The organism is Sphingomonas sp. RIT328 (assembly GCF_000632225.1).
GTDB classification, from domain to species: domain Bacteria; phylum Pseudomonadota; class Alphaproteobacteria; order Sphingomonadales; family Sphingomonadaceae; genus Sphingomonas; species Sphingomonas kyungheensis.
On sequence record NZ_JFYV01000004.1, the window covers coordinates 64,728 to 91,124 of the forward strand.

Below are 26,397 nucleotides of genomic sequence, written 5' to 3' on the forward strand. Positions count from 1 at the left end.
TCCCGCCGGTCGCATCAGTCGAGCCCGGCGCGGCGGATCAGGTCTTCGGTCGAGGCGTCGAACGACTGGCCGCCGTGATCCGCCGCCTTGGCCATCTCCTTGCCGAGCTCGACGCCGAACTGGTCGAACGAATTGATGTCGAGCAGCACGCCGTTCACGAACACGCGATGCTCGTAGAAGGCGATCAGCGCGCCCAAGGTCCGCGGGTCGAGCACGTCGAGCAGCAACGTCGAGGACGGCCGGTCGCCGCTGTACGAGCGCGCCGGATCCTCGACCTGCTTGCCCTTCATCAGCGCCGCCCCCTGCGCGAAGGCGTTGAGCAGCAACTGGCGGTGGTGATCCTCGGCCAGCGTGTCGCCCGGCTCGATCACCGCGATGAATTCGACGGGGACGAGGTGCGTGCCCTGGTGGAGCAGCTGGAACACCGCATGCTGCGCGTCGGTGCCGACGCCGCCCCAGGTGATCGCCGCGGTCGGCCGCCCGACCGGCCGACCGTCGACCGTCACCCCCTTGCCGTTCGACTCCATCTCGAGCTGCTGGAGGTAGCTCGGCAGCAGCCGCAGCCGCTCGTCATAGGCGAAGGGCGCGCGCGTCTCGGCATGGCGGACCTGCGTGTAATAGAGGTCGGCGAAGGCGGCGAGCGCCGGCGCATTCTGCGCGAGCGGGGTCAGGCGGAAATGCCGGTCCATCGCCGCCGCGCCTTCGAGCAGCTCCTCGAACGCGCCCCAGCCGAGCGCGATCGCCGCGGGGAAACCGATCGACGACCAGAGCGAATAGCGGCCGCCGACGCCCTCGCCGAACGGCAGGATGCGCGTCTCGTCGACGCCCCATTCCATCGCCTTGTCGGGTGCGGCGGTCAGCGCGATCACCTTGCCATAAGGGTCGCTGACGCCGTGTTCGGTCATCCACTGCAGCGCCGATTCGGCGTTGAGCATCGTTTCCTTGGTGGTGAAGGTCTTCGACGCGACGACGAGCAAGGTCGCGGCCGGATCGAAATCCTTGATCGCATCCTCGAGCGCGACGCCGTCGACGTTGGAGACGATCGCGACGTCGTAGCGCTTGTCCTCGCGGCCGAGCGCGTCGACGAGCAGATGCGGCCCGAGCGCCGAACCGCCGATGCCGATGTGCAGCACGTGGCGGATCTCGCCGAGCGCGCCGCCCTCGATCGCGTCGATCAGCGAACGCATCCGCTCGTGGAACTTGCGCGCCAGCGCGACGCTCTCCGGATCGCCCTCGCCGCGCTCGGCGGTGTGACCGACCGGGCGGTCCTCGGTGACATTGACGTGCTCGCCGCCGAACATCGCGTCGCGCTTGCCGGCGAGGTCCTTGGCCTCCGCCAGCGCGACGAAGGCGTCGATCGCCTCGCGGGTCAGATGCGTCTTCGACCAGTCGAAATGGATGCCGGCGACGTCGAGGCTCAATGTGGAGAGCCGCTCGCCGTCCTGTTCGAACAGATCGACCAGCTTGACGGAGGGGAGGGCTTCGATCGCAGACCAGTCGCTCATGATATGTCCTTCGGGGAAGGGATGTCCGGTTGGCTCCGTATCGAACCTGCGCGTCGCGGCAAGCCCCTCGGAACGACTACTCAGGACGCTTAGGGGGCGCTAAGGCTCCCTTCGCTATGGATCAGACTCCCCAAACCGCGCCGGCCGCGGCGACCACGCCGGCCAAGCCCCGGTCCGAACTCGCCGAGACGCTGCGCTTCCTCGTCAAGCTGGCGGTCATCGTGCTGATCCTCAGGAGCTTCCTGTTCGCGCCCTATTCGATCCCCTCGGAATCGATGCTGCCGCGGCTGCTGATCGGCGACTATCTGTTCGTCACCAAGTGGAATTACGGCTATTCGCGCTGGTCGCTGCCGGCCGGGGTGCCGCTGATCCCGGGGCGGATCCTCGGCCGCGATCCGGCGCGCGGCGACGTCGTCGTGTTCCGCTCGCCGGGGCCGGACGATCATGACGTCATCAAGCGCGTCATCGGCCTGCCCGGCGACACGATCCAGGTCCGCCACGGCCAGGTCATCCTCAACGGCAAGGCGATCCCCAAGCAGCGGATCGGTGATTTCATCCTGCCGCTCACCGCCAATTTCGATGCGCAGAAATGCGGCGCGAGCTTTCAGGACGTCGATGCCGCCGGCGTGCCGATCTGCCGCTACCCGCGCTTCCGCGAGACGCTGCCCAACGGCAAGAGCTATGAGGTGCTCGATCAGGCCAACATTCCGCAGGCGGACGATACCGGCCTCTATACGGTGCCGGCGGGCGACGTCTTCCTGATGGGCGACAATCGCGACGACAGCGCCGACAGCCGCTTCCCCGCGCCGATCGGCATGGGCTATATTCCGATGGAGCGGATCGAGGGCAAGGCGGTGGTCACCTTCTTCTCGACCAACGGCAATGCCTCGTGGATCAATCCGGTGAGCTGGTTCACCGCCGCACGCTGGCAGCGGATCGGAGAGGGCTTCTGACCGCCGCGCTACCCGACTGGCTCGGCCGCACCTTCGGCCGCCGCCCCGCCGACCTCGCCCCCTTCGAACGCGCGCTGACCCACGGCAGCCAGGCGGCGGAGAATTATGAGCGGCTCGAATTCCTCGGCGACCGCGTCCTCGGCCTGGTCGTCGCCGAATGGCTGTGGGAGCTGTTCCCGAACGAGCCCGAGGGCCATCTGTCGAAGCGGCTCAACGCGCTCGTCACCGGCGCGACCTGCGCCGAAGTCGCGCGCGAACTCGGTGTGCGCGATCATCTCCGCCTCGGCAAGCAGGCGCGCGATGACGGCGCGTCGAACAGCGACAATATCCTCGGCGACGTGATGGAGGCGCTGATCGGCGCCTGGTATCGCGAGGCGGGGCTCGACGGCGCGCGCGCCTTCATCCGCTCGGCGTGGCGCGAGCGCGTCCAGCGCGGCGACAAGGCGCCGCAGCATCCCAAATCGGCGTTGCAGGAATGGGCGGCGGCGGCGGGGCGTCGCGCGCCCGAATATCAGGTCGTCGACCGCTCCGGCCCGCATCACGCGCCGCGCTTCACCATCCAGGTCCGCATCGGCAGCTTCGCCGAAGCGAGCGCCACCGGCACCAACAAACAGGAAGCGGAAACCGCCGCGGCCAAGGCGCTGCTGGACAAGCTGCGCACATGAGGCGCTTTCCGTTCCCCTCGATTGCACCGATCGTGCATCGCCCAACACCGGACCATCCATGACCCAGACCCAACATTGCGGCCTCGTCGCCGTGGTCGGCGCGCCCAATGCGGGCAAGTCGACGCTCGTCAATGCGCTCGTCGGCCAGAAGGTCGCGATCGTCAGTCCCAAGGCGCAGACGACGCGCACCAAATTGCTCGGCGTCGCGATCGAGGGCGAGGCGCAGATCCTGCTGGTCGACACGCCCGGCATCTTCGAGCCGCAGCGCCGGCTTGATCGCGCGATGGTCGCCGCCGCCTGGACCGGAACGGAGGGCGCCGATCTGATCGCGCTCGTCGTCGACGGCAAGGGTGGCGTCGGCGGCAAGGTCGAGCGGATCGCGGAGGCGCTGAAGGATCGGCCCGAGCGCAAGATCCTCATCCTCAACAAGGTCGACATCGCCGACAAGCCGAAGCTGCTGCTCCACGCCGAGAAGCTCAATGCCTTGATCGGTTTCGCCGACACCTGGTTCGTCTCGGCGCAGACCGGCGACGGCGTCGCGGAACTCAAGGCGGCGCTCGCCGCCGCCATGCCGGCGGGGCCGTGGCATTATCCCGAGGATCAGGTGTCCGACGCGAGCGAGCGGGCGCTGGCCTCCGAAGTGACGCGCGAGCAGCTCTACCTCCAGCTCCACGCCGAACTGCCCTATGCGAGCACCGTCGAGACCGAGAAATACAGCGAGCGCGAGGACGGATCGGTCGAGATCCACCAGCAGATCCTCGTCGAACGCCCGACGCAGCGCGCAATCGTGCTCGGCAAGGGCGGCCAGCGGATCAAGGAGATCGGCGCGCGCGCCCGCGCCGAACTGGCGGGCATCATGGACCGGCCGGTCCACCTCTACCTCCACGTCAAGGTCAAGCCGGGCTGGGACGAGGACCGCGAGGTCTATCGCGACATCGGCCTCGACTGGGTGGAATAGCGCGCGAGGCGGCGCCCCCGTCGCGGGAGGGGAGTCGGGAGGATGTTCGCGCGCAGGCGCGGAGGGCGGGTGACCGCCGCGGCAGCGCCATTCTCCCGGTCAGGTTGAACCATGCCGTGCCCTCTCAGGCGCGCGCCTCCGCGCCTCCGCGCCAACCCGCTGCTAGGCCAGCATCTCCGCCACCCAGGCCGGCACCAGCGTCCCCGCCGGCCCGAGCCGCGTTTCGGCGAACAGCGCGCTGCCCGCCGAGCGTTCGAGATTGAGTTCGAGCGTGTCCGCGCCATAGGCATCGGCGAGCTGGACGAAGCCGGCGGCAGGATAGACGGCGCCCGATGTGCCGATCGAGACGAACAGGTCGGCGCGCGCCAGCGCCGCCTCGATCCGTGCCATCTGATAGGGCATCTCGCCGAAGAAGACGATGTCCGGGCGCAGCGCCGCCGCACCGCACGTCTCGCAACGGGTGCCCGGCGGCAGCGCCTCGGACCATGGCCGACGCGCGCCGCACGCGGCGCATAGGGCCGACTGGAGTTCGCCATGCATGTGCAGCAGCCGCCGCGTCCCGGCGCGCTCGTGCAGATCGTCGACGTTCTGCGTCACGATCAGCAACTCGCCGGGCCAGGCCGCGTCGAGCGCGGCGAGAGCGCGATGCGCCGCATTGGGCTCGACCGCGGCGAGCGCCGCCCGCCGCGCGTCGTAGAAGCGGTGCACCAGCAGCGGGTCGGCAGCGAGCGCCTCGGGCGTGCAGACGTCCTCGACGCGGTGCCCCTCCCACAGGCCGCCCGGCCCGCGGAACGTGGCGATACCCGACTCGGCGGAGACGCCGGCGCCGGTGAGGATGACGAGCGATGCGGTCATCCCGCCACGATAGCGCCGCGCCGCCGCCGCGCCAGCATCAGTTCTATGACGAGGGGTCAGCGGACGGCGGGGAGGGGGATATTGATCGCCTATCTCGCGACGGTGGCATTCGACCAGACGATCCTGCTGATCGCGCTGATCGGCGATCATCAGGGGCTATCCGACGGCTATCGCTTCGGGACACCCGATTGGCCGGTCCTCGATCGGGCAACGCATCCGTACCTGATGCTCATCGGATCAGCGCTGTTCTGCCTTGGCGTGGCGATGATCTTGGGGCGGCGTCGGCTCGGCCTCCGCCTCCGCACGATCGTCGGTTGGATCGGCTACCTTGGCCGGTTCGTCACCGATCTGGCATAAGCGGCACGCTCGATCTCTGTCAGCGAGAGGCTGGGCTGTCGCCCGGCGCGGCGCTGTGGCAGAGGGCGCGCATGGACCATTCTCCCCACGTCGGACCCGCAGCATGACCGCGATCGGCATCTATGGCAGCAGCGGCCGGATGGGCCGCGCGATCACCGAGCAGATCGCGATCGAAGGCGCGACGCTCGCCGGCGGCACCGATGCCGGCGGCGATCCGGCGGTGCTGGCGCGCGTCGCCGACGTACTGGTCGATTTCTCGACGCCGTCGGCGCTCGGCGCGCATCTCGCCGCCGCCCGCGCGGCGCGCACGCCGCTGCTGATCGGTACGACCGGGCTGACCCAGTCGCAGCATGCCGCGATCGACGACGCCGCTGCCGAGATCGCGATCCTGCAGACCGGCAATACCTCGCTCGGCGTGACGCTGCTCGCGCAACTGGTGCGCGAGGCGGCGACGCGGCTCGGCACCGACTGGGATATCGAGATCGTCGAGAGCCACCACCGCCACAAGGTCGACGCGCCCTCGGGCACCGCCATCCTGCTCGGCGAGGCGGCGGCGGCGGGGCGGGGGACGATTCTGTCGGAGCTGCGCGTCGACGGCCGCGCCGGGCTGACCGGCGCGCGCACCGAGGGGACGATCGGTCTGTCGTCGCTGCGCGGCGGATCGGTGATCGGCGATCATACGGTCGTCTTCGCCAGCGAGGGCGAGCGGATCGAGCTGTCGCATCTTGCGCAGGACCGGTCGATCTTCGCCAAGGGCGCGGTGCGTGCGGCGCTGTGGCTCGCCGACCGGCCCGCCGGCCGCTATCGCATGGGCGACGTGCTCGGCCTGTGAAGAAGGCCGACGTCTTCGAATTCTACCGGCGGCTGGGGGAGGCCAATCCGCATCCCGAGACCGAACTCGAATCGGGCAACGTCTTCCAGTTGCTCGTCGCGGTGGTGCTGTCGGCGCAGGCGACCGACGCCGGCGTCAACAAGGCGACGCGCGCCTTGTTCGCCGAGGTCGGGACGCCCGAACAGATGGTCGCCCTCGGGCTCGACGCGCTCAAACAGCATATCCGCACGATCGGCCTGTTCAACACCAAGGCCAAGAACGTCATCGCTCTGTCCGAGGCGCTGGTCGCCGACCATGACGGTATGGTGCCCGCCGACCGCGCCGCGCTCGAGGCGCTGCCCGGCGTCGGTCGCAAGACCGCCAATGTCGTGATGAACGTCGCCTTCGGCGCGGAGACCTTCGCGGTCGACACGCATATCTTCCGCGTCGGCAACCGTACCGGCCTCGCTCGCGGCAAGACGCCGCTCGCGGTCGAGCGCAAGCTCGACGCGGCGACGCCGCAGCCGTTCCGCCTGCACGCGCATCACTGGCTGATCCTGCACGGCCGCTACGTCTGCAAGGCGCGCCGGCCCGAATGCTGGCGCTGCATCGTCGCCGACCTCTGCGCCTTCAAACCCAAGACGCCGCCGCCGAAGACCGCCGCATCTCCGCCACCGGCATAAAGCCACTGGCGCCGCGCCTTCGGCTTTGCTAGGCGCAGCCAACCAGGCACCCGTAGCTCAGCTGGATAGAGCGCTGCCCTCCGAAGGCAGAGGCCACAGGTTCGAATCCTGTCGGGTGCGCCACCCATTCGTCCTGTCCCATTTGCCGGTCACCACCGGTCAAGCCGTCCGTCGCATACGGGGCCGCCTGCGATTCAGCGGCGGCGGAGGTGTCCTGCGTCACGACAAAAACGTCACCCTTCAATACCAAAAACTAAACCTTTGTGGTCACTGGCTATTTCGAGGGCCGGCGAGGCCAGGTGACGGGGATGGTTACGATGACGGCGGGGCCAGGACGCGAGACGCGTATCGATATCTTGCGCGGGCTGGCGATGGTGGTGATCGCGATCAACCACATCACCGTCGCCTTCCAGATCTATCATCTCGACGGTCGCGGCGTACCGACGCCGTCGTCCTTCGGCTATTCGTCGTCCGCGTCGATCTTCGTGATCATGTCGGGCTACATGGTCGGCATGGTCTATCAGCGAAAGGCCAATCCGACCGCGGCGGTGTTGCGGCGGGCGGCACGGCTCTACGTCTACGACGGGCTGCTGCTGCTCGCGGTGACGCCGGTCCTGGCGATGATGCCGGCCTGGGAGGCGACGGCCTGGAGCGCCGACTTCCTCCATCGCAGCCCCACCGAAGGGCTGCTGCTGTTCCTCGCGCTGCTGCGCGCGCCGACACTGCTCGACGTGTTGCAACTCTATGTGATCTTCATGCTGGTCACGCCGGTGGCGCTGTGGCTCCACCGGCGCAGCGCGACGCTGTTGGTGGGCGTGTCGGTCGGCCTGTGGCTGGCATCGCAGCTCGCGACCCTGACCGGGCTGCTCGATCCTGCGGTGGTCGAGTGGAAGTTCAACCCGGCGGCGTGGCAGATCTTCTTCTTCGTGCCGATGCTTCTCGGGACGCGTCGCGCGCATGAGCGGGTCTTCGCCTATCTGGAAGCGCATCGCCAGACGACGATCCTGCTGGCGGTGACCGTCGGTGCCTTCGCGGCCGCCAAGCTTCTCCATATCGAGCGGCATATTCCCAATTCCGGGCTGCTGACGTCGAAGGGCAATCTCGGCCTGCTGCGGCTGATCCATGCGCCGATCATCATCGCCTTCTATTGCGGCCTGCTGTCCTGGCGGCGCGATCTGGTGGCATCGGCGCCGATGCGGGCGCTCGCCTGCATCGGCCGGCAGACGCTCTATTGCTATATGGCGACGGTGTGGATCACCTATGTGCTCGCCGCGCTATGGTATCGTGCGGGCGGGGGTTATGCGACCTATCTCGGCGCGGTGATGCTGGCGGTGCTGCTGACGGCGGCCGTCGCCGTGGTGTTCGATGCGCGTGCGCGGCGGACGACGGCGCACCGGAAGCTGGCGATCACCGCGTAGCGGGCACGTCGCCGGCATTCCGATCGGCGCCGAGCAGCGAAGCGATCGCGGCCTGTTCGACGCGCAGATGGTCGAGCAACTGTTCGGTGATCGTCATCATGTCGCGCCGATAGGCGGCCCAGTCGGCGGCGAGGTCGGCATGCTGCCAGCGGCTGACATAGGCGGCGAAGCTGTCGCCCATCAGCACGCATTCGCATTTGAGCAGCCGCGCCGTCGCGCAGCGCCTGCCATGCCCTTCGGCGATGACCGGATCGAACACCCGGCCGTGCTTGAACCGCTGATAGTCGCCGAGCAGCGCGACGATGCGCGCCCGGTCGCGGATCAGCGTCGCCGCCGCGGCGCGCCTGTCGGCGATCACCAGCGCCCGCGCGTCGCGAAGGAGGGTCGTCGCCTCTGCGACGAAGCGATCGGCCGCGATCCCGACCGCGGCGATGTCAGACGGGCATAAGTCAATGTCCATATCGGACTATTGCGGCATCATCTGTTAACGGAAGCACCTTGATCGAAGGCAGCGTGTCGCCTTTGCTCTAGGTCGCCTTCATGTTGGATGAGACGTTCTGGAACGTCGTCTTGAGCTTGTTGCCGAGGCCCTGCATCGCGGCGATCGCTGCGACCGCGATAAGTGCGGCGATCAGCCCATATTCGATGGCGGTGGCGGCCTTGCGGTCGCGGACGAGCGAATGAAGGATATGACGCATGATCATCCGCTCAACCACGCGAAGGTGAAGAAAGCGTAGCGCCCGCCGCGGCGGCGGCCTAGACCTGCGCGAGCCATGCAGGGGAGAGCGATGACCTACCAGCATATCCTCGCCGAGGCGCGCGGCGACGTCCGCGTGCTGACGCTCAACCGGCCCGAGCGGCTCAACGCCGCACCGCCCGCGCTGTTCGACGAGCTGCGCGACGCACTCGACCGGCTCGACGGCGCCCGCGCGGTGCTGATCACCGGGGCAGGGCGCGCCTTCTGTTCGGGCGCGGACGTGGCCGGCGGCGCGCTCGACGGCGACGATCCCGGCACGGCGACGCATGCGGCGCTCACCGATCATTACAATCCGACATTGGTCGCGATCGCCGATTGCCCGGTGCCGGTGGTCAGCGCGGTGCGCGGCCCCGCCGCCGGCATCGGCTGCAGCCTCGCGCTCGCCGCCGATCTCTGCATCGCCAGCGACACCGCCTATTTCCTGCAGGCGTTCGTCAATATCGGGCTGGTGCCGGACGGCGGCGCGACCTGGATGCTGCCGCGGCTGATCGGCCGCGCCCGCGCCACCGCGATGATGCTGCTCGGCGAGCGCGTCCCCGCCGCCACCGCGCGCGACTGGGGGATGATCCACGACGTCGTCGCCGACGATGCGCTCGATGCGGCGGCGCTGGCGCTGGCGACGCGGCTCGCCGCCGGGCCGACGGTGGCGCTCGGGCTGATGCGCCGCGCGATCGGCCGGGCGCTCGACGGCGACTATGCCGGCGCGCTCGCCGCCGAGGCGGAGGCGCAGCGGACCGCGCGCGGCACGGCGGATTCGCGCGAGGGCGGAGCGGCCTTCCTCGCCAAGCGCACACCCGTCTTCACCGGCCGCTGAGCCGCGGCGGCGCGCGGATGCGACACATATTGCGACATAAAAAGGCTGGACGCGCCGGTGTGTCGGCCACACGATACGGCCATGGTCCGCGCCTCCGCTCTGTTGCTCGTCCCCGTCGCGCTCGCCGGATGCACCGTCGGCCCTGACTATCACCCGCAAAGCGCCGCCGCGCTCGGCGTGCCCGACGGCTATTCGGTACCGGCGCAGCAGACCGCCGAGGACCTGACCCGCTGGTGGGCGAATTTCGACGATCCGGTGCTCGGCCAGCTGGTCGAACAGGCGCGGCTCGCCAACACCGATATCGCGCAGGCGGTGGCGCGGCTGCGGCAGGCGCGCGAATCGCTGGTGCAGAGCCGCGCGTCGCTGCTGCCGACGCTGTCAGGTTCGGCAGGCTATCAGCGCAACGAGAACCTGCGCGGCGGCGGACGCTCGTTCACCTTGCCCGACGGCACCGTCGTCGACACCGGCGGCGGCGGCACCAACAGCTTCTCCGCCGGCCTGTCGGCGAGCTACCAGCTCGGCCTGTTCGGCGAGGTGCGCCGCACGGTCGAGGCGACGCAGGCGCAATATGCCGCGACCGGCTTCGATTATGCGACGACGCTGCTGACCGTCGAGAGCGAGGTGGCGACCAATTACGTGCTCGCCCGCGCCTATCAGGCGCAGCTCGCCAATGCCCGCGCCAATCTCGCGATCCAGGACGACAATCTCGAGATCGCCGGCTTCCGCGTCCAGGCCGGGCTGGTTTCCTCGGTCGATGCCGAACAGGCGCGGGCGCAGCGCGCGCAGACCGCCGCGACCGTGCCGCAGATCGAACAGCAATATGCCGCCGCGGTCGCGCGGATCGGCGTACTGACCGGTCAGGCGCCCGGCGCGCTGCGCAGCCGGCTCGCCGCCGCGCGGCCGATCCCGCGCGGCCCGGCGACGGTCGGCGTCGGCATCCCCGCCGACGCATTGCGCCGCCGCCCCGACGTACGCGCCGCCGAACGCGCGCTCGCCGCCGCGACCGCGCAGATCGGCGTCGCCAAGGCGCAGCTCTATCCGGCGCTGGCGATCAGCGGCAACGTCAACTCCAACGCGACCGGGCTCGGCAGCCTTGGCAATGCGATCACCGGCAGCCTGTTCGCCGGGCTGACCCAGGCGATCTTCAACGGCGGCCGATTGCGCAGCCAGGTGCGATCGAACGAGGCGGCGGCGGATGCGGCCTTCGCCGCCTATCGCGGCACGATCCTCACCGCGCTCGAGGATATCGAGAATGCGATCGTCGCGCTCGATTCGGCGCGCCAGCGCGAGACGCAATTCGGCATCGCTTATGATGCGAGCAACGCCGCGGCGATCCTCGCGCGCAGCCAGTATCGCAGCGGCCTCACCGATTTCACCACGCTCAACCAGCAGGAGGCGACGCTGCTCTCCGCGCAGAACGGCCTGACCCAGGCGCGCTCGGACCAGGCGACCGCGCTCGTCGCGCTGTACAACGCGCTCGGCGGCGGCTGGGACCCGAGCGTCACGCCTGAGGCGCCCGCCCGCGCCGCCCGCAACCCGGCGGCGCAACCGCCTGCTCGAACCGCTCCAGAAGAGACCCGCTGATGGCCGAACCGATCGACGATTTTCTCGGCGTGAAGCCGGTGCCGGTGTGGCGGCGCTATCTCAAATGGGTGTTCGTCGCGCTCGGCGTCGTGCTGCTCGCGCTGCTGCTCAAGAGCTGTTTCGGCGCCAAGGCGGAGGCGGGCTATGCGACGCAGGCGGCGACGCGCGGCAATCTCACCGTCACCGTCTCGGCGACCGGCAAGCTCGCGCCGACCAATCAGGTGACGGTCGGCTCGCAGCTGTCGGGCCTCGTCACCAAGGTGGTGGTCGACGTCAACGACCGCGTCAGCGCCGGCCAGCCGCTCGCGCTGATCGATCCGCAGCAGATCGACGACCAGATCCGCCAGCAGCAGGCGCAGATCGCCGCCAACCAGGCGCAGGTCAATCAGGCGCAGGCAACCGTCGCCGAAAGCCGCGCGCAGCTCGCCCGGCTGGAGGAGGTCTACAAGCTGTCCAACGGCCGCGTCCCCTCGGGCACCGAATTGCAGACCGGCCGCGCCGATTATCAGCGCAGCGTCGCCGCGCTGAAGGTCGCGCAGGCGAACGTCGCCGCGGCGCAGGCGGCACTGGCGCAGAACCAGACGCAGCGCGCCCGCGCGGTGATCCGCTCGCCGGTCAACGGCGTCGTGCTCGCGCGCCAGATCGATCCCGGCGCCACGGTCGCCGCCTCGTTCAACACGCCGACCCTGTTCGTCATCGCCGAGGATCTCAGCAAGATGAAGCTCGAGGTGGCGATCGACGAGGCCGATGTCGGCGAGGTCAAGGTCGGGCAGAAGGCGAACTTCACCGTCGACGCCTTTCCGGGCCGCACCTTCCCGGCGACGATCACGCGCGTCGATCTCGGCTCCAACCTGACCGTCAGTTCGGCGAGCTCGACCTCGACGACGACCACCACCAGCTCGACCAGCGGGCAGGTGGTGAGCTATGCCGCCGACCTCACCGTCGCCAATCCCTCGCTGCAGCTGCGCCCCGGCATGACCGCGACCGCGGACATCGTCACCTCCGACAAGCAGAACGTGCTGCTCGTCCCCAATGCGGCGCTGCGCTTCAAGCCTGCGGCGGGCGGCACGGCGGGCGGGTCGAGCGGCGGCATTGCCGGCTCGCTCACCTTCCGCCCGCGCCGCGATCGCCCGGAGCGTACCGCGACGCTGGCGCGCGGCGCGTCGCAGACGGTGTACGTCAAGGGCGCGGACGGCAAGCCGCAGGCGGTGCAGGTGACCACCGGCGATACCAACGGCACGATGACCGAGGTGCTCGGCGGCGACCTCAAGCCCGATCAGCAGGTGATCACCGGCCAGCTGTCGAGCGGCAACGATGCCGGCGGCGGCGCGAAGCGCGGCGGCGGCCAGCGGCGTCAGGGTGGCGGCGGTGGACAGTAAGCGGCCCGCCGTGTCGTCCTCGCGCAGGCGAGCGGCGAGCGACGCAAGTCGTCCGGCTCCTGCGCAGCGCGGGCGCGTCTGGCTCCCCGCCTGCGCGGGGATGACAGGCGAGGGAAAAGCGCATGGCTGACCCGATCATCACGCTGCGCAACGTCACCAAGGTCTACGGCACCGGTGCGACGCAATTCCAGGCGCTGAAGGGCGTCGACCTCGATATCGCGGCGGGGGATTTCGTCGCGGTGATGGGGCCGTCGGGATCGGGCAAGTCGACGACGATGAACATCCTCGGCTGCCTCGACGTGCCGTCGGGCGGCACCTTCCTGTTCCGCGGCCATCATGTCGAGACGCTCGACCGCGACCAGCGCGCGCTGCTGCGCCGCCGCTACCTCGGCTTCGTCTTCCAGGGCTTCAACCTGCTCAGCCGGACGAGCGCGCTGGAGAATGTCGAGCTGCCGCTGCTCTATCGCGGCGAGGACAAGAAGGCGCGGCGCGAGCTCGGCATGGCGGCGCTCGCCAAGGTCGGGCTCGATCGCTGGTGGGATCACACCCCGGCCGAACTGTCCGGCGGCCAGCAGCAGCGCGTCGCCATCGCCCGCGCGATCGTGACGCAGCCCGACGTGCTGCTCGCCGACGAGCCGACCGGCAACCTCGACAGCGAACGCTCGGTGGAGATCATGGAATTGCTCACCGACCTCAACCGTACCAGCAACATCACCGTGCTGATGGTGACGCACGAGCCCGATATGGCCGCCTTCGCGCGCACCGTGATCCACTTCAAGGACGGGCTGGTCGAGCGGATCGAGGCGCAGCATCGCCAGGGCGAGGCCGTGGACGCGTCATGATCGGCACCACGCTCATCCTCGCGCTGCGCTCGATCCGGCGGCATCTGCTGCGCTCGTTCCTCACCATCCTCGGCATCGTCATCGGCGTCGGCGCGGTGGTGACGATGGTGACGCTGGGCAAGGCGACCACCGCGGCGGTGCAGCAGCAGATTTCCGCGCTGGGCAGCAACATCCTTCAGGTGCGGCCGGGGCAGGGCTTCGGGCGCGGTGGCGGTGGGCCGCCGCCGCCGCCGTTCAAGATCGCCGATGCCGATGCGATCGCGACGCAGATCGCCGGCATCACCGCGGTCGCGCCGCAGACCAGCTCGAGCGCCACCGCGATCTACGAAGGCGCCAATTGGTCGACGACGATCAACGGCACGACGCTGGCGTTCAACACCGTCCAGCCCTGGCCGCTCGCCTCCGGCCGCTACTGGACGCCGGGCGAGGAGGAGGCGGGCAAGGCGGTATGCCTAATCGGCAATACCGTGCGCCAGAATCTCTACCGCGGCGGCGATCCGATCGGCACGCGCATCCGCCTCGGCAACGTCAGCTGCGACGTGATCGGCGCGCTGACGACGCGCGGCCAGGGTGGCTTCGGCGATCAGGACGATGTCGTCGTCATGCCGATCAAGACCGTGCAGCGCCGCTTCGTCGGCAATGACGACGTGCGCGTGATGCTGGTCGGCGTCGACAGCGATTACCAGACGAGCGCGGTACAGGCCTCGATCACCGCGCTGCTGCGCGAGCGGCGGCACCTGTCCGGCGGGCGTGACGACGATTTCAACATCTTCGACACCAAGCAGATTTCCGACACGCTCACCGGCACGACGACCCTGCTGACGCGGATCGTCGCGGCGGTGGCGGCGATCAGCCTGGTGGTCGGCGGGATCGGCATCATGAACATCATGCTCGTCTCCGTCACCGAACGGACGCGCGAGATCGGCATCCGCCTCGCGATCGGCGCGGTGGCGCGCGAGGTGCTGCTCCAATTCCTCGTCGAGGCGGTGGCCTTGTCCTGCCTCGGCGGGATCATCGGGCTGGTGATCGCGCAGGGCGCGATCCTCGCGCTGGTGCCGCTGATGCAGGTGCCGTGGACGTTCGATCCGCAGATCAACATCATCGCCTTCGCCATTTCGGCGGTGATCGGCGTGGTGTTCGGCTATTTCCCCGCCCGCCGCGCGGCCGCGCTCAACCCGATCGACGCACTGCGCCACGAATAGGGGGGCGCTCTGAGGGGCGAGCCTTACCCTGCACCCTGTCATCCCCGCGCAGGCGGGGATGATGAGTTGGGATAAAGCTCTACCCCTCCGCCGCCACCCGTCGACCGACCCGCGTATACACCTCCGGCGCATGGACCAGCTCGCGCAACCGGGCGAGCTCCTCCGGCGTATCGACATCGATCAGCTCGGCGGGCGTCGTCACGACATGCTTGCCCGCCCGCACCATCGCGCGCGCACCGGCGTCGCCCTCCAGCGCGAGCAGCGCGTCGAAGCGGCCGGCGCCGAACACCGCGGGCGGCTTGGGCGCGCGGCCGTCGCTCGACGCGACGATCGCATCCGCGTCGTCGGCGGCATCGAGCAGCTGATAGATATGCGTCGCGGTCACCCGCGGCATGTCGGCGAGCGCGACGACGATGCCGCGCGCCTCGAGCGCGCGCGCGCGCTCCACGCCGAGCGCCAGCGACCGGCTCATCCCCATCGCGGGATCGTCGTTGCGGATCAGCGTGAAGCCATGCGCGGCATAATCGCATTGCGCGCGCCCGACGATCGCCACCCGTTCCCGGAACGGCATGTCCTCGAGCGCGATCGCGACGTGCAGGCCGAGCGGCCGGCCGAGGAACGGTTCGTCGAGCTTGCTGCCGACATCGCCCATCCGCTGCGACCGCCCGGCGGCGAGCAGCACCAGCACGCAATCCGCCGCCGCGATCATGCGCGCTGGCCGTGGAACGCGCCGACCATCGCCGCGGCGATCGACAGCGCGATCTCCGACGGGCCGATCGCGCCGATGTCGATGCCGACCGGCGCGTCGATCCGGTCGATCTGCGCCGCGCTCAGCCCCGCCGCGGCGAGCCGGTCGCGGCGCGCGGCATGGCTGCGGCGGCTGCCGAGCGCGCCGACATAGGGCGCGTCGCTGGCGAGCGCGGCGATCAGCGCGGGATCGTCGATCTTGATGTCGTGGCTGAGCGTCACCACCGCGGTCGCCGGACCGGGGCGCAGCGCCTCGATCGCCTCGTCGGGCCAGCGGTCGTCGAGCGTCACGCCGGGGAAACGCTCCTCGGTGAGGAAACGCGCGCGGGGATCGATCACCGTCGTGTCGATGCCGAGCGTGCGGGCGAGCGCGGCGAGCGCCTGGGCGATCTGCACCGCGCCGACGATCAGCAGCCGCCGTGCTGGATCGTAGCGGTTGGCGAACACCTCGCCGGTTTCGATGGGGCGCAAGTCGCTGTGCCCGGTGGTGAGATCGGTGGTGACGGTGAGCGCCTCGCCGCGTTCGCGCGCCTCGGCGATCCGGTCGAACAATTCGGGGTCGAAGCCCGCCGCCGAAACCGGCTGCACCATCACCGCGATCTCGCCGCCGCAGGGCAGGCCGACCTCCCATGCCGCATCGTCGGCGACGCCGTAGCGCTTGAGCTGGAAGGGCGCGCCGGCGATCACCTCGGCGGCGGTCTGTAGGATGTCGCTCTCGACGCAGCCGCCCGACACCGATCCTTCGAACCGTCCGTCGGCATGGACGAGCATATGGCTGCCGCGCGGCCGCGGCGCGCTGCCCCAGGTGGAGACCACCGTCGCGAGCGCGAGCGGTTCGCCCTGCCAATGGCGGGCGGCGGCGAGGACGGAATCGTTTTCGGCCATAGTCTATCCTTTGGTTCCTCCCCGGTACGGGGAGGGGGACCGCGCCCGTCAGGGCGTGGTGGAGGGGGGCTTCCACAAGCGATACCGTTTGCGGAAGCCCCCCTCCACCACGCCGCTACGCGTCGCGGTCCCCCTCCCCTTTCAGGGGAGGAATTATACGTCAGGCAATCCTGCCAGCAATTTATCCAGCGTCACCGGAAAGTCGCGCACGCGTACGCCGCAGGCGTCGTGGATCGCATTCGCCACCGCCGCACCCGCGCCCGAGATGCCGAGCTCGCCCACTCCCTTGGCGCCGACCGGATTGGCGCTGTCGTCGATCTCCTCGATGAAGCGGACGTCGATGCGCGGCACGTCGGCGTTCACGGCGACGTGATATTCGGCGAAGTCGGGATTGACGAAATGGCCGTTGCGCACGTCGACCACCGCCGCCTCGCCGAGCGCATAGGACAGGCCCCAGACCATGCCGCCGATCAGCTGGTTCGCCGCAGTCTTGGCGTTGAGCACGCGTCCGACGTCGAACACGCCGAGCATCCGCCGCACCCGCACCTCGCCGGTGACGGCATGGACCGCGACCTCGACGAAATGCGCGCCGTGGCTCGCCTGGCTGGTGGCCTGCGTCTCGGCGCCGGGGCCGGTCTTGCCGGTGGCGACGATGGCGGCGCCGTCGAGCAGGTCGACGAGCGCGACGCTGCGCCCGCCCGCCGTGACGACCCCGTCGTGCAGCAGCAGATCCTCGGGCGCGGCGTTCATCCGCAGCGCGAGCGTGGCGAGGATGTCCTCGCAGGCGAGCACCGCCGCCGAACAGGCGCTGCCCGCGCCGAACGATCCGCCGGAGCCGGCGCTGGCGGGCAGGTCGCTGTCGCCGATCTGCACCTCGACCGCGGCGATCGGCAGGCCGAGCATCTCGGCGACGGTCTGCGCGAGGATCGTATAGGTGCCGGTGCCGATGTCGGTCATGTCGCAGGCGACGATCGCGCGCCCGTCGCCGCCGAGCGTCACCCGCGCCTCCGCCTTGACGGTGAAATTGCCGCGCAGCGCCGCCGCCATGCCGTGGCCGATCAGCCAGTCGCCCTCGCGCCGCTTGCGCCGCTCCGCCCAGCCGAAGGCGCGTGCGCCCTCGTCGTAGCAATCGAGCATCCGCCGCGTCGAGAAGCGCTTGCCGCTGACCGGATCGACCTCCGGCTCGTTGCGGCGGCGCAGCTCGACCGGGTCGAGGCCGAGCGTCTCGGCCAGCTCGTCCATCGCGCATTCGACCGCGAAGGTGCCGATCGCCTCGCCCGGTGCGCGCACCGCGCCGGTGGCGGGCAGGTCGACGCGGACGAGATCGGTGCGGAAGCGCCGGGCCTCGCCGGCGTAGAGCGGCAGCGAGCCGAACGGGATCGGTTCGAGGAAACTGGCATCGTCGTTCTGCGCGGCGACGCCCTCATGCGCAAAGGCGGTGATCCGGCCGTCGGCGGTGGCACCGATCCGCACCCGCTGCGTCGTCGCCGAGCGATGGTGGACGAGATAGGCGGTCTGCGCGCGCGGCAGGGCGATCTTGACCGGCCGGCCAACCCGCTCGGCGGCGATCGCGGCGAGGATCACCTCGGGGCCGACGCCGGTCTTGCCGCCGAAGCCGCCGCCGACGAAGGGAGCGAGCACGCGAACGTCCTCGGCGGCGAGGCCAAGGGCCTTGGCGATCGTCCGCCGCGCGCCGCCGATCACCTGATTGCTGGTGCGCACCAGCAGCTTGCCGTCCGCCCAGGCGACCGTGCTGGCATGCGGTTCGAGCGCGGCGGGGAAATGGACCGGCGTCGTATAGCTGCGGTCGAGCACCACCGGTGCCGCCGCCAGCGCCGCATCGACATCGCCGATCTCGACCGGCTTGAGGAAGCCGATGTCGGGATCGCGCTGCACCGGCTGCGCCGTGGGATCGAACCGGCCGTCGCCGGTCTCGGTCGAGACGACGACCAGCGTCGCGGCCTCGCGGGCGACCGCCTGATCCACGGCGACGACGATCGCGACCGGCTGGCCGTAGTGGAAGATGCGGTCGGTGTCGCTGTGTGCCTGCGCTTGCGAGTTGCTTCCGCCGGTCACCATCCGCGGATCGCCATGGATCACCGCGAGGACGCCGGGCAGGGCCTCCGCCGCCGCGGCGTCGATCGCGGTGACGCGGCCGCTGCCGACCGGCGCGCCGACGATCGCGGCATAAGCGATGCCGGGCTCGGCGCCTTCATAGGCATAGGTCGCGGTGCCGCTCACCTTCGCGGGTCCGTCGATCCGCGGCACCGGCGCGCCGAGCACCTCGCCACGCGCCAGCCCTGCCGGCCGGTAGGCACGGTCCATCGTCATATCGTTCATCGGCTTATCCTCGCCCCCGGGCGCAGGCTATGTAGGACGGGCAGGCGGCGAGGAACAGGGGAGGGGGCTGATGATCCTCGCCCGCGGTGCGCGTAACGCCTGCCGAGAGGGCTCCCGGTGATAGCGGCACCACGGATCGTCGCGAACACGAGACCTTTGCGATGTCTCGGCCTGGCCCGAAACGCACCGTCACCCCGGACGTGTTCGGGGGTCCACCGTGCCGCGGAGGCAATGGCTGAGGCTCCTGCGGGGCCGTGGATGCCGGAACGAGTCCGGCATGACGGAGGGGGGAACCCAGTGGCCGAGCAGAGCAGCTACCTCGCGCTCCGGAACACCGGGCTCCCACCCGCGCGGGGGCAGGGCCGCAAGCACCCCCCGCACCGCCTCACACCACCGGAAGTCCGTCGAGCAGCTTGTCCAGCGTCAGCGGATAGTCGCGCACGCGCACGCCGGTGGCGTTGTAGATCGCATTGCCGACCGCCGCCGCCGCGCCGCAGATGCCGACCTCACCCAGCCCCTTGGCGTGGAGCGGATTGGCCTGGATGTCGCGCTCGTGCAGGAACTCGACCTCCAGCTGCGGCACGTCGGCGTTGACCGGCACGTGATACTCGCCGAGGTCGCGGTTGACGACCTTGCCGTTGCGGGGATCGTGGACCAGTTCCTCGGTCAGTGCGCTGCCGATGCCGAAGGTCATGCCGCCGAGGCATTGCGAGCGCGCCGTCTTCTCGTTGAGGATGCGCCCCGCGGTGAACACGCCGAGCATCCGCTTGACCCGCACCTCGCCGGTGACGACGTTGACCGCGACCTCGGCGAAATGCGCGCCGTAGCTCGCCTGGTTGAACGTCTTTTCCTGTCGGCCGGGGGCGATCTCGCCAGTCGCTTCCATGCCGTCGCCGACCAGCTCCGCGAGCGGCACGCTGCGGTTGTCGGCGATGACGCGCCCGTCCTTGAGCGTCATCGATGGCTCGTCGACGCCCATCGCCTTGGCGATCTGTCCGCGCAGCGCCTCGCAGGCGAGATAGACCGACGACCCCGACGATCCGGCGCCCCACGATCCGCCCGATCCCGCACCCGGAGGCGCATCGGTGTCGCCGAGGTGGACGATGACGTCCTCGATCGGCAGGCCGAGGATCTCGGCGGTGATCTGGCCGAGGATCGTGTAGGTGCCGGTGCCGATATCGGTCATGTCGGTTTCGACATGCGCCTTGCCCTGACCGTCGATCGACACCTTGGCGGCGGACTTCTGCAACTGGTTGGAGCGTGCCGCCGAGGCGACGCCGATTCCGTACAGCCAGTCGCCGCGGCGATCGGTGCCCGCCGGCTTGCGCTTGGCCCAGCCGAACCGCTCCGCGCCGCGTTCGAGACACGGGATCAGCATCCGCGACGAATAGGGGACCTTCTTCTCGGGATCCTGTTCCGGCTCGTTGCGGCGGCGCAGCTCGATCGGATCGATGCCGATCTCCTCGGCCAGTTCGTCGATCGCGCCTTCCAGCGCGATCAGCCCGACCGCCTCGCCGGGCGCGCGCATCGATCCGGACAGCGTCCAGTCGAGCCGGACGATATCGTGCGTGATCAGCCGATTCTCGCCGTCGTACAGGAAGTGCGTCGCCATGCCGGCGGGCTCGAAATAATCCTCGCCGGGCAGGTTGGAGGTGATCGTCTCATGGCCGATCGCGATCAGCTTGCCGTCGGCATCCGCGCCGAGCCGCATCCGCTGTTCGGTGTTTGAGCGACGGACGGTGGCGTCGAACACCTGCTGGCGGGCCATCACCGCCTTGACCGGGCGGCCGAGCCGCTTGGCGGCGATCGCCGCGGCGACGCTCTCCGGCGCGATGCCGAGCTTCGAGCCGAAGCCGCCGCCGACATAGGCCGCGACGATCCGCACCTTGTCCGCCGAGACGCCGAGCGACTTGGCGAGCTGCTGCTTGTCCGATGCCGGCATCTGGTAAGCGCCGTACAGCGTCAGCGCGCCGTCTTCCCATACCGCGAGGCTGGCATGGGGCTCCATCGCCGCCGAATTCTGGCTCGGCGTGGTGTAGGTGACGTCGATCCGGTGCTGCGCCTGCTTCATGCCTTCTTCGATATCGCCCTGCTCGTGATAGGGCGGGATCTGCTGCGGCGACGGCTTCTCCGCCTCGTTGCGATGCGTCTGGAAATCGTAGCGGCCTTCGCTCGGCGCATAGTCGACATGGAGGCGCAGCGCCGCGTCGCGCGCCGCCTCATAGCTTTCGGCGACGACGATCGCGATGATCTCGCCATAATAAGCGACCTGTTCGACGCCCTGCGTCGGTGCCTCGGTCTCGCCGCCCTGCTGCGGGTTGCGCAGGAAGGTGGCGTAATCGGTGATGACGTCGATCACCCCCGGCATCGCCTTGGCGGTCTCGGCGTCGAGCTTGGTGATCTTGCCCGCGCCGACCGTGGCGCGGACGAGATAGCCGTAGGCGACGTTGTCGAGCGCATATTCCGCGGCATAGGTGGCCTTGCCGGAGACCTTCTTCGGTCCGTCGATCCGGTCGATCGGCTTGCCGATCACATCCTGCGCCGAACTGTCGAGCAGCGACTCCGGATGCGCCTTGTTCATCGTCAGCGAGTTGGTGTCGCCCTTGCCGAAACCGAACATGCTCATTCTCCCGTCAGGTCGCGCAGCGTCGCGATCAGGACCCGCCGCGCCAGCGGGATCTTGAAGTCGTTCGAACCATAGCCCTTGGCATCGGCGAGCAGCGCATCCGCCGCCGCGGCGAACACCGCGTCCGACGGCGCCTGGCCGACCAGCGCCGCCTCCACCGCCGGATTGCGCCACGGCATAGGACCGAGTCCGCCGAAGGCGAGCGCGGCAGAGGCGATCTTGCCGTCCGCCACCTCGACCACCCCTGCGATCGAGACGAGCGCGAAGGCGTAGGACGCGCGGTCGCGGACCTTGACGTAGACCTGCTTGCCCTTGGGCGGTGCGGGCAGTTCGACATGGGTGATCAGCTCGCCGGCTTCGAGCACCGTCTCGATCTGCGGCGTATCGCCGGGCAGGCGATAGAAATCGCCGATCGGGATGCGGCGCTTGTCGCCGTCGGCCTTGAGCGTGATGATCGTCGCATCGAGCGCACGCATCGCCACCGGCATGTCGCCGGGGTGGGTGGCGATGCAATGCTCCGACGTGCCGAGCACCGCGAGCACGCGGTTGAAGCCGCCGATCGCCGAACAGCCGCTGCCGGGCTCGCGCTTGTTGCACGCCGTCGACGTGTCGTAGAAATAGTAGCAGCGCGTCCGCTGGAGCAGATTGCCGCCGGTCGTCGCCTTGTTGCGCAGCTGACCGCTCGCACCGGCGAGCAGGGCGCGGCTCAACACCTCATATTTGGCGATGACGCGCGGATCGGCGGCGAGGTCGGAATTGGGCACCAGCGCGCCGATCGTCAGCCCGCCATCCTCGCGCTCCTCGATCTCGCCGAGCGGCAGGCGGCTGATGTCGACCAGTTTCTCGGGCGTCTCGACCTGCAGCTTCATCAGGTCGAGCAGATTGGTGCCGCCCGCGATATATTTGGCGCCGGAGACGTGCGCATCGCGCACCGCGGTCTCGGCGTCGTCCGCCTTGGCGTAGCTGAAGGTCTTCATGCGCCTGCCTCCACCGGCTGACGGGGGGCGATCTTGGTGTCGCCGTTGCTCTCGGCGACCTCGCGGATCGCGTCGACGATATTGGGGTAGGCGGCGCAGCGGCAGATGTTGCCGCTCATCCGCTCGGCGATCTCGCCGTCGTCGAAGGTCGGCGCATCGAGATCGCCGGTGACGTGGCTCGGCCAGCCCTTCTTGACCTCGTCGAGCATGCCGACCGCCGAGCAGATCTGCCCCGGCGTGCAATAGCCGCACTGATAGCCGTCATGACGGACGAAGGCCGCCTGCAACGGGTGCAGATCCTCGGGTGTGCCGAGCCCTTCGATCGTGGTGATCTCGTCGTCCTGGTGCATCACCGCGAGGCTGAGGCAGGAATTGATGCGGCGCCCGTTGACCAGCATCGTGCACGCGCCGCACTGGCCGTGGTCGCAGCCCTTCTTGCTGCCGGTCAGCCCCAGATGTTCGCGGCACAGATCGAGCAGCGAGGTGCGGATATCGGGTTCGGCCTCGAACGATTGGCCGTTGATCGTGAAATGCATGCGCTGCCTCGCGAGGATCGGGAGTCACACCCGTGAAGGAATGTACGTGTAACGCGCGCAATCATGATGGTTTCCGATTTGCGAATCGCTCTCACCGCCACGCTGCTGCTGGCATCTGCGATGGTCTGCGCGCAGGATCGCGCGATGCCCAGACCCGTCACCGAACCGATCGTCATCGCGCACCGCGGCGCCAGCGGATCGCGCCCCGAACATACGCTCGCGGCCTATGATCTCGCGATCGATCAGGGCGCCGATTTCATCGAGCCCGATCTCGTGCCGACCAAGGACGGCGTGCTGGTCGCGCGGCACGAAAATGCGATCGGCGGCACCACCGACGTCGCCGCTCATCCCGAATTCGCCGACCGCCGCACCACCAAGACGATCGATGGCGCGACACTGACCGACTGGTTCGTCGAGGATTTCACGCTCGCCGAGCTGAAGACGCTGCGCGCCCGCGAACGGCTGCCGCAACTGCGCCCCGGCAATGCCGCCTATGACGGCCGGTTCGAGATTCCGACGCTCGCCGAGATCATCGCCCTCGCCAAGCGCCGCACCGCCGAGACCGGGCGGACGATCGGCATCTATCCCGAGACCAAGCATCCGACCTATTTCGCGAGCATCGGCCTCGGCACCGACCTGCCGCTCGTCGCGGCGCTGCGGCAGGCGGGATGGGACAGGGCCGACGCGCCGGTGTTCATCCAGTCGTTCGAGGTCGCCAACCTCCGGCATATCCACCGCCTCACCAAGGTGCGGCTGATCCAGCTGATGGCGGGGGAGGGCGGCCCGGCCGATCATGCGGTGCCGAGCTATGCGGCGATGCTCACCCCCGCCGGCCTGCGCGCGGTGGCGGGCTATGCCTATGGCATCGGCCCCGACAAGGCGCAGCTGTGGCAGGGCGATACGCCGACGACCCTGGTCGCCGACGCGCATGCCGCCGGGATCAAGGTGCATCCCTGGACCTATCGTGCCGAAAACACCTTCCTGCCGCCGCGTTTCCGCCGCGGCGACGATCCGGCCGCGCACGGCGATATCGCCGGCGAGATCCGCCGCGCGCTCCGCCTTGGTATCGACGGATTCTTCACCGATTACCCGCTAATCGGCGTCGAGACCCGCCGTGCGGCCAAGGATCATCCGTAAATGCGTAGCCTGTTTCTGCTTCTCCCCGTCACGCTCGCCACCGCGGGCTGCGTCAGCACCGCCACCTCGATCGTCAAGGCGCCGTTCCAGGTCGCCGGCAAGGCGGTCGACTGGACGACGACGAGCCAGTCCGAGGCCGACCGCAACTACGGCCGCAAGATGCGCAAGCAGGAGGCGAAGGAAGGCCGCGAACGCAAGAAGGCCGCCGCCCGCTGCCGCTCGCACCCGGACGATCAGGACGCCTGCCACTATGCGGGTTATCGCGCCGGCTATTGAGGGGCATCGGTTGGGGTGATCGGGCCGCGAGCCGGTCGATCGCCTCGGGTATCCGCCGCCTCCGTCGGATTCACCGTCGCTGAGGCTTAAGTGGTTCAGCGCCTCGGAAATCCCAGTCTTGCCGCCGCCCCAAATGCGCCGTCACCCTGGACGTGTTTCGGCGTCCACCGTGCCGCCAGCGCGAGGGCTTATGCTCCTGCGGAACCGTGGTTGCCGGGACGAGTCCGGCATGACGGAAAGAGGTCTGCACGAGTCCCAAGGCTTGCGCTGTCGTCTCGCGGATGTGGGGCTCCCTCATCGCGATCGTGGCCACGCCATGCCCCCGAGCGGGACTCCTCCGCGCCTCCGCGCCTCCGCGTGAATCAACGCCGTTCGCCACGGTCGCCTGTCGACGATGGATCACGCTAAGACGCTAAGACGCTAAGACGCTAAGACGCTAAGACGCGAAGAGAAGAAGGGGTTCACGCGGAGGCGCGGAGAGAAGGTGAACGGAATACGCAGTTCCTGTTTAATCGTCGTCTGAAGGGAGACGGGCCGCGCTCATGCGCACCCTCTTCGCGGCTTCGCGTCCTCGCGTGAATCCTCATACGGCCTCGAAACCCAAACCGCCCGCACCCGCTACCGGTCCTGCACCACCGCATCCTGCGCCAGCGCCGCGGCGATCGCGAGCAGCACCTCCGGGTGGATGTGCACGCCGAGGTGGCCGCTGCTCACCTCGACCGCCTCGGCGCTGGGGTCGTGGCAGATGAAGCCGTTGACGAAGCCGTCGCTGCGGCTCCAGATCGCGGTGCACGGCACCGGCAGCGGCGCGGCGATCGCCTGGCTGCGGGCGATCACCGCCGGGTCGTCGACGCGCTCGCCGGTCGCCCATTCGAACGCCCGCCAGACGTTGGTGGCACGGCCGCCGCCGGCATAAGGCGAACTCACCGTCACCACCTTGCGGACGAGATCGGGCCTGCGATGCGCGACCAGCCGTGCCATGATCCCGCCGAGGCTGACGCCGACCAGCGCCACCGGCCCCGCCTCCGCATGCAGCGCCTCGACGCGGGCAATCAGCCGTTCCGCCTCGGTGCCGACGCTCTTGACGCCGAGGTTGCGGCCCAGCCCCCAGCCTTCGGCGCGATAGCCGAGCTTCGCCAGAAAGTCGCGCAGCACGATGCTCGACCCGTCCGAATCGAACAGGCCGGGCAGCGCCATCACCGCACCGCCACGCCCCGGCGGCACCGCCGCGAGCGCCGCGGCGTGGCGCCAGCGGGTCGCCAACATCCAGGCGACGCGCGGCACCTCACTTGCCGCGAGCGCCTTGGGCGGCGGCGGCGGCGCGAGAAAGTCGGGGCCGAAGCGCGCATGCGCGGGCGGCTCGCTGCGCCAGCGCGCGAGGCCGGCCTGCAATTTGTCTAGAACCATTGCAGCACCGTCACCGGAAACGGCGTCCAGCGGCCGACCCGGACGCCGGCGAAGCGCAGCGCGTCGCCGACCCAGGCGTTGCAGGTCCGCAGCGCGCTGTAATGGCCGCGCGCGGCATAGAAGGCGTCGTTGCGATCATAGCCGCGCCAGCGCTGCCGCTGCGGCGCGGCACTCGACCGGATGAACGCGGCGAGGCGGCGATATTCCTCCGGCCGCAGCACGATGCGGCGCACGTCGTTACCCGGCTCCGGTGCAGGAACGTGCTCGACGTGCAGCAGCGTCGCGTCGCTGCCGATCGTCGCGGCGAGCACGCGCCCCGGCCGCACGTCGCGCCAGTGCGGCGTGTCGAGATAGAAGGTCCGTTCGCCCCAGCCGATCGCAAGATGGTCATATCCTTCGTAACGCGGCGCGGCGAGGTCGGCTCCCGGTGCCCAGCCGCGCCAGTCGATCCCCGCCGCCACCTTGGGCACCACCAGCCCGACATGGATGCCGTTCGACTCGATATAGACGGTTACGCCGCGTGCGGGCGGTCGCCAATCGCGATGCGACGGAATGGCGCCACCGACCAGCCCCGCCACGCCATAGCCGACGACCAGCAACGCGACGAGCGCGGCGATGCGCGCCAGCCAGCGGCTCAGGCTCGTCAGGGCAGGATGTCGTATCATTCGAAACCTTATGCTAGG

General features: G+C 69.5%; 26 protein-coding genes and 1 tRNA gene. 15 read left to right on the forward strand and 12 right to left on the reverse strand.

The window, feature by feature from the left end; genetic code table 11:
- Nucleotides 1-14: 14 nt before the first annotated feature.
- Nucleotides 15-1,505 (reverse strand): glucose-6-phosphate isomerase, encoded by a 1,491-nt coding sequence (gene pgi / locus BW41_RS03355; RefSeq protein ID WP_200870334.1) that lies wholly within the window; start codon nt 1,503-1,505, stop codon nt 15-17.
- Between the two features lie 116 nt (nt 1,506-1,621).
- On the opposite strand from pgi, the gene lepB reads away from it, so the two are divergent.
- The 3 genes from lepB to era are packed head-to-tail and all read left to right on the forward strand — an operon-like array spanning nt 1,622 to nt 4,081.
- The gene (gene lepB, locus BW41_RS03360; protein ID WP_037531436.1) at nt 1,622-2,458 is read left to right on the forward strand and encodes a signal peptidase I; all 837 of its coding nucleotides are present in this window, start codon (nt 1,622-1,624) and stop codon (nt 2,456-2,458) included.
- Entirely contained in the window at nt 2,455-3,123 is a 669-nt protein-coding gene (rnc, locus tag BW41_RS03365; RefSeq protein WP_037531533.1) for a ribonuclease III, read from the forward strand. The genes lepB and rnc overlap by 4 nt, the downstream gene beginning before the upstream one ends.
- Nucleotides 3,124-3,181: 58 nt before the next feature.
- The gene (gene era, locus BW41_RS03370; protein ID WP_037531438.1) at nt 3,182-4,081 is read left to right on the forward strand and encodes a GTPase Era; all 900 of its coding nucleotides are present in this window, start codon (nt 3,182-3,184) and stop codon (nt 4,079-4,081) included.
- Nucleotides 4,082-4,243: 162 nt separating this feature from the next.
- On the opposite strand, the gene BW41_RS03375 is transcribed toward era, so the two are convergent.
- Nucleotides 4,244-4,936, reverse strand: coding sequence for an NAD-dependent deacylase (locus BW41_RS03375; protein WP_037531441.1), 693 nt, complete (start codon nt 4,934-4,936; stop codon nt 4,244-4,246).
- Nucleotides 4,937-5,017: 81 nt separating this feature from the next.
- On the opposite strand from BW41_RS03375, the gene BW41_RS03380 reads away from it, so the two are divergent.
- From BW41_RS03380 to opgC, 5 genes are all read left to right on the forward strand, one after another.
- Nucleotides 5,018-5,293, forward strand: coding sequence for a hypothetical protein (locus BW41_RS03380; RefSeq protein ID WP_037531443.1), 276 nt, complete (start codon nt 5,018-5,020; stop codon nt 5,291-5,293).
- A gap of 103 nt (nt 5,294-5,396) precedes the next feature.
- Entirely contained in the window at nt 5,397-6,125 is a 729-nt protein-coding gene (dapB, locus tag BW41_RS03385; RefSeq protein ID WP_037531445.1) for a 4-hydroxy-tetrahydrodipicolinate reductase, read from the forward strand.
- A complete protein-coding gene (gene nth / locus BW41_RS03390; RefSeq protein WP_037531448.1) occupies nt 6,122-6,787 on the forward strand; it encodes an endonuclease III in 666 nt (221 codons plus the stop codon). The genes dapB and nth overlap by 4 nt, the downstream gene beginning before the upstream one ends.
- Nucleotides 6,788-6,833: 46 nt before the next feature.
- Nucleotides 6,834-6,910, forward strand: a tRNA-Arg gene (locus tag BW41_RS03395).
- A 185-nt stretch (nt 6,911-7,095) separates the two neighbouring features.
- Nucleotides 7,096-8,205: an OpgC domain-containing protein gene (opgC, locus tag BW41_RS03400; protein ID WP_081792873.1), complete on the forward strand. Its 1,110-nt coding sequence runs from the start codon at nt 7,096-7,098 to the stop codon at nt 8,203-8,205.
- On the opposite strand, the gene BW41_RS03405 is transcribed toward opgC, so the two are convergent.
- Together BW41_RS03405 and BW41_RS03410 are read right to left on the reverse strand one after the other, a co-directional pair.
- Nucleotides 8,195-8,665, reverse strand: coding sequence for a hypothetical protein (locus BW41_RS03405; RefSeq protein WP_037531454.1), 471 nt, complete (start codon nt 8,663-8,665; stop codon nt 8,195-8,197). The two genes, opgC and BW41_RS03405, sit on opposite strands and share 11 nt — an antisense overlap.
- A gap of 67 nt (nt 8,666-8,732) precedes the next feature.
- Nucleotides 8,733-8,903: a Flp family type IVb pilin gene (locus tag BW41_RS03410; RefSeq protein ID WP_037531535.1), complete on the reverse strand. Its 171-nt coding sequence runs from the start codon at nt 8,901-8,903 to the stop codon at nt 8,733-8,735.
- 90 nt (nt 8,904-8,993) lie between these two features.
- Here BW41_RS03410 and BW41_RS03415 point away from each other — a divergent pair, with 90 nt between their 5' ends.
- The 5 genes from BW41_RS03415 to BW41_RS03435 all read left to right on the forward strand — a co-directional run bounded on the left by BW41_RS03415 (nt 8,994) and on the right by BW41_RS03435 (nt 14,783).
- Nucleotides 8,994-9,776, forward strand: coding sequence for an enoyl-CoA hydratase-related protein (locus BW41_RS03415; protein ID WP_037531456.1), 783 nt, complete (start codon nt 8,994-8,996; stop codon nt 9,774-9,776).
- An 81-nt stretch (nt 9,777-9,857) separates the two neighbouring features.
- Entirely contained in the window at nt 9,858-11,360 is a 1,503-nt protein-coding gene (locus tag BW41_RS03420; protein ID WP_051583224.1) for an efflux transporter outer membrane subunit, read from the forward strand.
- The gene (locus BW41_RS03425; protein WP_037531459.1) at nt 11,360-12,739 is read left to right on the forward strand and encodes an efflux RND transporter periplasmic adaptor subunit; all 1,380 of its coding nucleotides are present in this window, start codon (nt 11,360-11,362) and stop codon (nt 12,737-12,739) included. The genes BW41_RS03420 and BW41_RS03425 overlap by 1 nt, the downstream gene beginning before the upstream one ends.
- 122 nt (nt 12,740-12,861) lie before the next feature.
- Complete coding sequence (locus BW41_RS03430; RefSeq protein WP_037531460.1) at nt 12,862-13,581, forward strand: ABC transporter ATP-binding protein; 720 nt, start codon at nt 12,862-12,864, stop codon at nt 13,579-13,581.
- Nucleotides 13,578-14,783, forward strand: coding sequence for an ABC transporter permease (locus tag BW41_RS03435; protein WP_037531462.1), 1,206 nt, complete (start codon nt 13,578-13,580; stop codon nt 14,781-14,783). The genes BW41_RS03430 and BW41_RS03435 overlap by 4 nt, the downstream gene beginning before the upstream one ends.
- Before the next feature lie 79 nt (nt 14,784-14,862).
- On the opposite strand, the gene BW41_RS03440 is transcribed toward BW41_RS03435, so the two are convergent.
- The 6 genes from BW41_RS03440 to BW41_RS03465 all read right to left on the reverse strand — a co-directional run bounded on the left by BW41_RS03440 (nt 14,863) and on the right by BW41_RS03465 (nt 22,894).
- Nucleotides 14,863-15,492: a nucleotidyltransferase family protein gene (locus BW41_RS03440; protein WP_037531464.1), complete on the reverse strand. Its 630-nt coding sequence runs from the start codon at nt 15,490-15,492 to the stop codon at nt 14,863-14,865.
- Nucleotides 15,489-16,415, reverse strand: coding sequence for an XdhC family protein (locus tag BW41_RS03445; protein WP_037531466.1), 927 nt, complete (start codon nt 16,413-16,415; stop codon nt 15,489-15,491). The genes BW41_RS03440 and BW41_RS03445 overlap by 4 nt, the downstream gene beginning before the upstream one ends.
- Before the next feature lie 153 nt (nt 16,416-16,568).
- A complete protein-coding gene (locus BW41_RS03450; protein WP_037531467.1) occupies nt 16,569-18,755 on the reverse strand; it encodes a xanthine dehydrogenase family protein molybdopterin-binding subunit in 2,187 nt (728 codons plus the stop codon).
- 385 nt (nt 18,756-19,140) lie between these two features.
- Complete coding sequence (locus tag BW41_RS03455) at nt 19,141-21,375, reverse strand: xanthine dehydrogenase family protein molybdopterin-binding subunit (protein ID WP_037531468.1); 2,235 nt, start codon at nt 21,373-21,375, stop codon at nt 19,141-19,143.
- Nucleotides 21,376-21,377: 2 nt separating this feature from the next.
- On the reverse strand, nt 21,378-22,358 hold the full coding sequence (locus BW41_RS03460) for an FAD binding domain-containing protein (RefSeq protein WP_037531469.1): 981 nt from the start codon (nt 22,356-22,358) through the stop codon (nt 21,378-21,380).
- Nucleotides 22,355-22,894 carry a 2Fe-2S iron-sulfur cluster-binding protein gene (locus tag BW41_RS03465; protein WP_081792874.1) on the reverse strand — a complete coding sequence of 180 codons (540 nt, stop codon included), beginning with the start codon at nt 22,892-22,894 and terminating at the stop codon, nt 22,355-22,357. Before BW41_RS03465 ends, BW41_RS03460 begins: the two co-directional genes overlap by 4 nt.
- Nucleotides 22,895-23,038: 144 nt before the next feature.
- Between BW41_RS03465 and BW41_RS03470 the strand changes: the two genes are divergently transcribed.
- On the forward strand, nt 23,039-24,031 hold the full coding sequence (locus tag BW41_RS03470; protein ID WP_235199494.1) for a glycerophosphodiester phosphodiesterase: 993 nt from the start codon (nt 23,039-23,041) through the stop codon (nt 24,029-24,031).
- Nucleotides 24,032-24,307: a hypothetical protein gene (locus BW41_RS03475; protein ID WP_037531471.1), complete on the forward strand. Its 276-nt coding sequence runs from the start codon at nt 24,032-24,034 to the stop codon at nt 24,305-24,307.
- A 618-nt stretch (nt 24,308-24,925) separates the two neighbouring features.
- On the opposite strand, the gene BW41_RS03480 is transcribed toward BW41_RS03475, so the two are convergent.
- Nucleotides 24,926-25,714, reverse strand: coding sequence for a hypothetical protein (locus tag BW41_RS03480; protein ID WP_037531473.1), 789 nt, complete (start codon nt 25,712-25,714; stop codon nt 24,926-24,928).
- Nucleotides 25,705-26,379: a TIGR02117 family protein gene (locus tag BW41_RS03485; protein ID WP_051583225.1), complete on the reverse strand. Its 675-nt coding sequence runs from the start codon at nt 26,377-26,379 to the stop codon at nt 25,705-25,707. Before BW41_RS03485 ends, BW41_RS03480 begins: the two co-directional genes overlap by 10 nt.
- Nucleotides 26,380-26,397 lie beyond the last annotated feature (18 nt).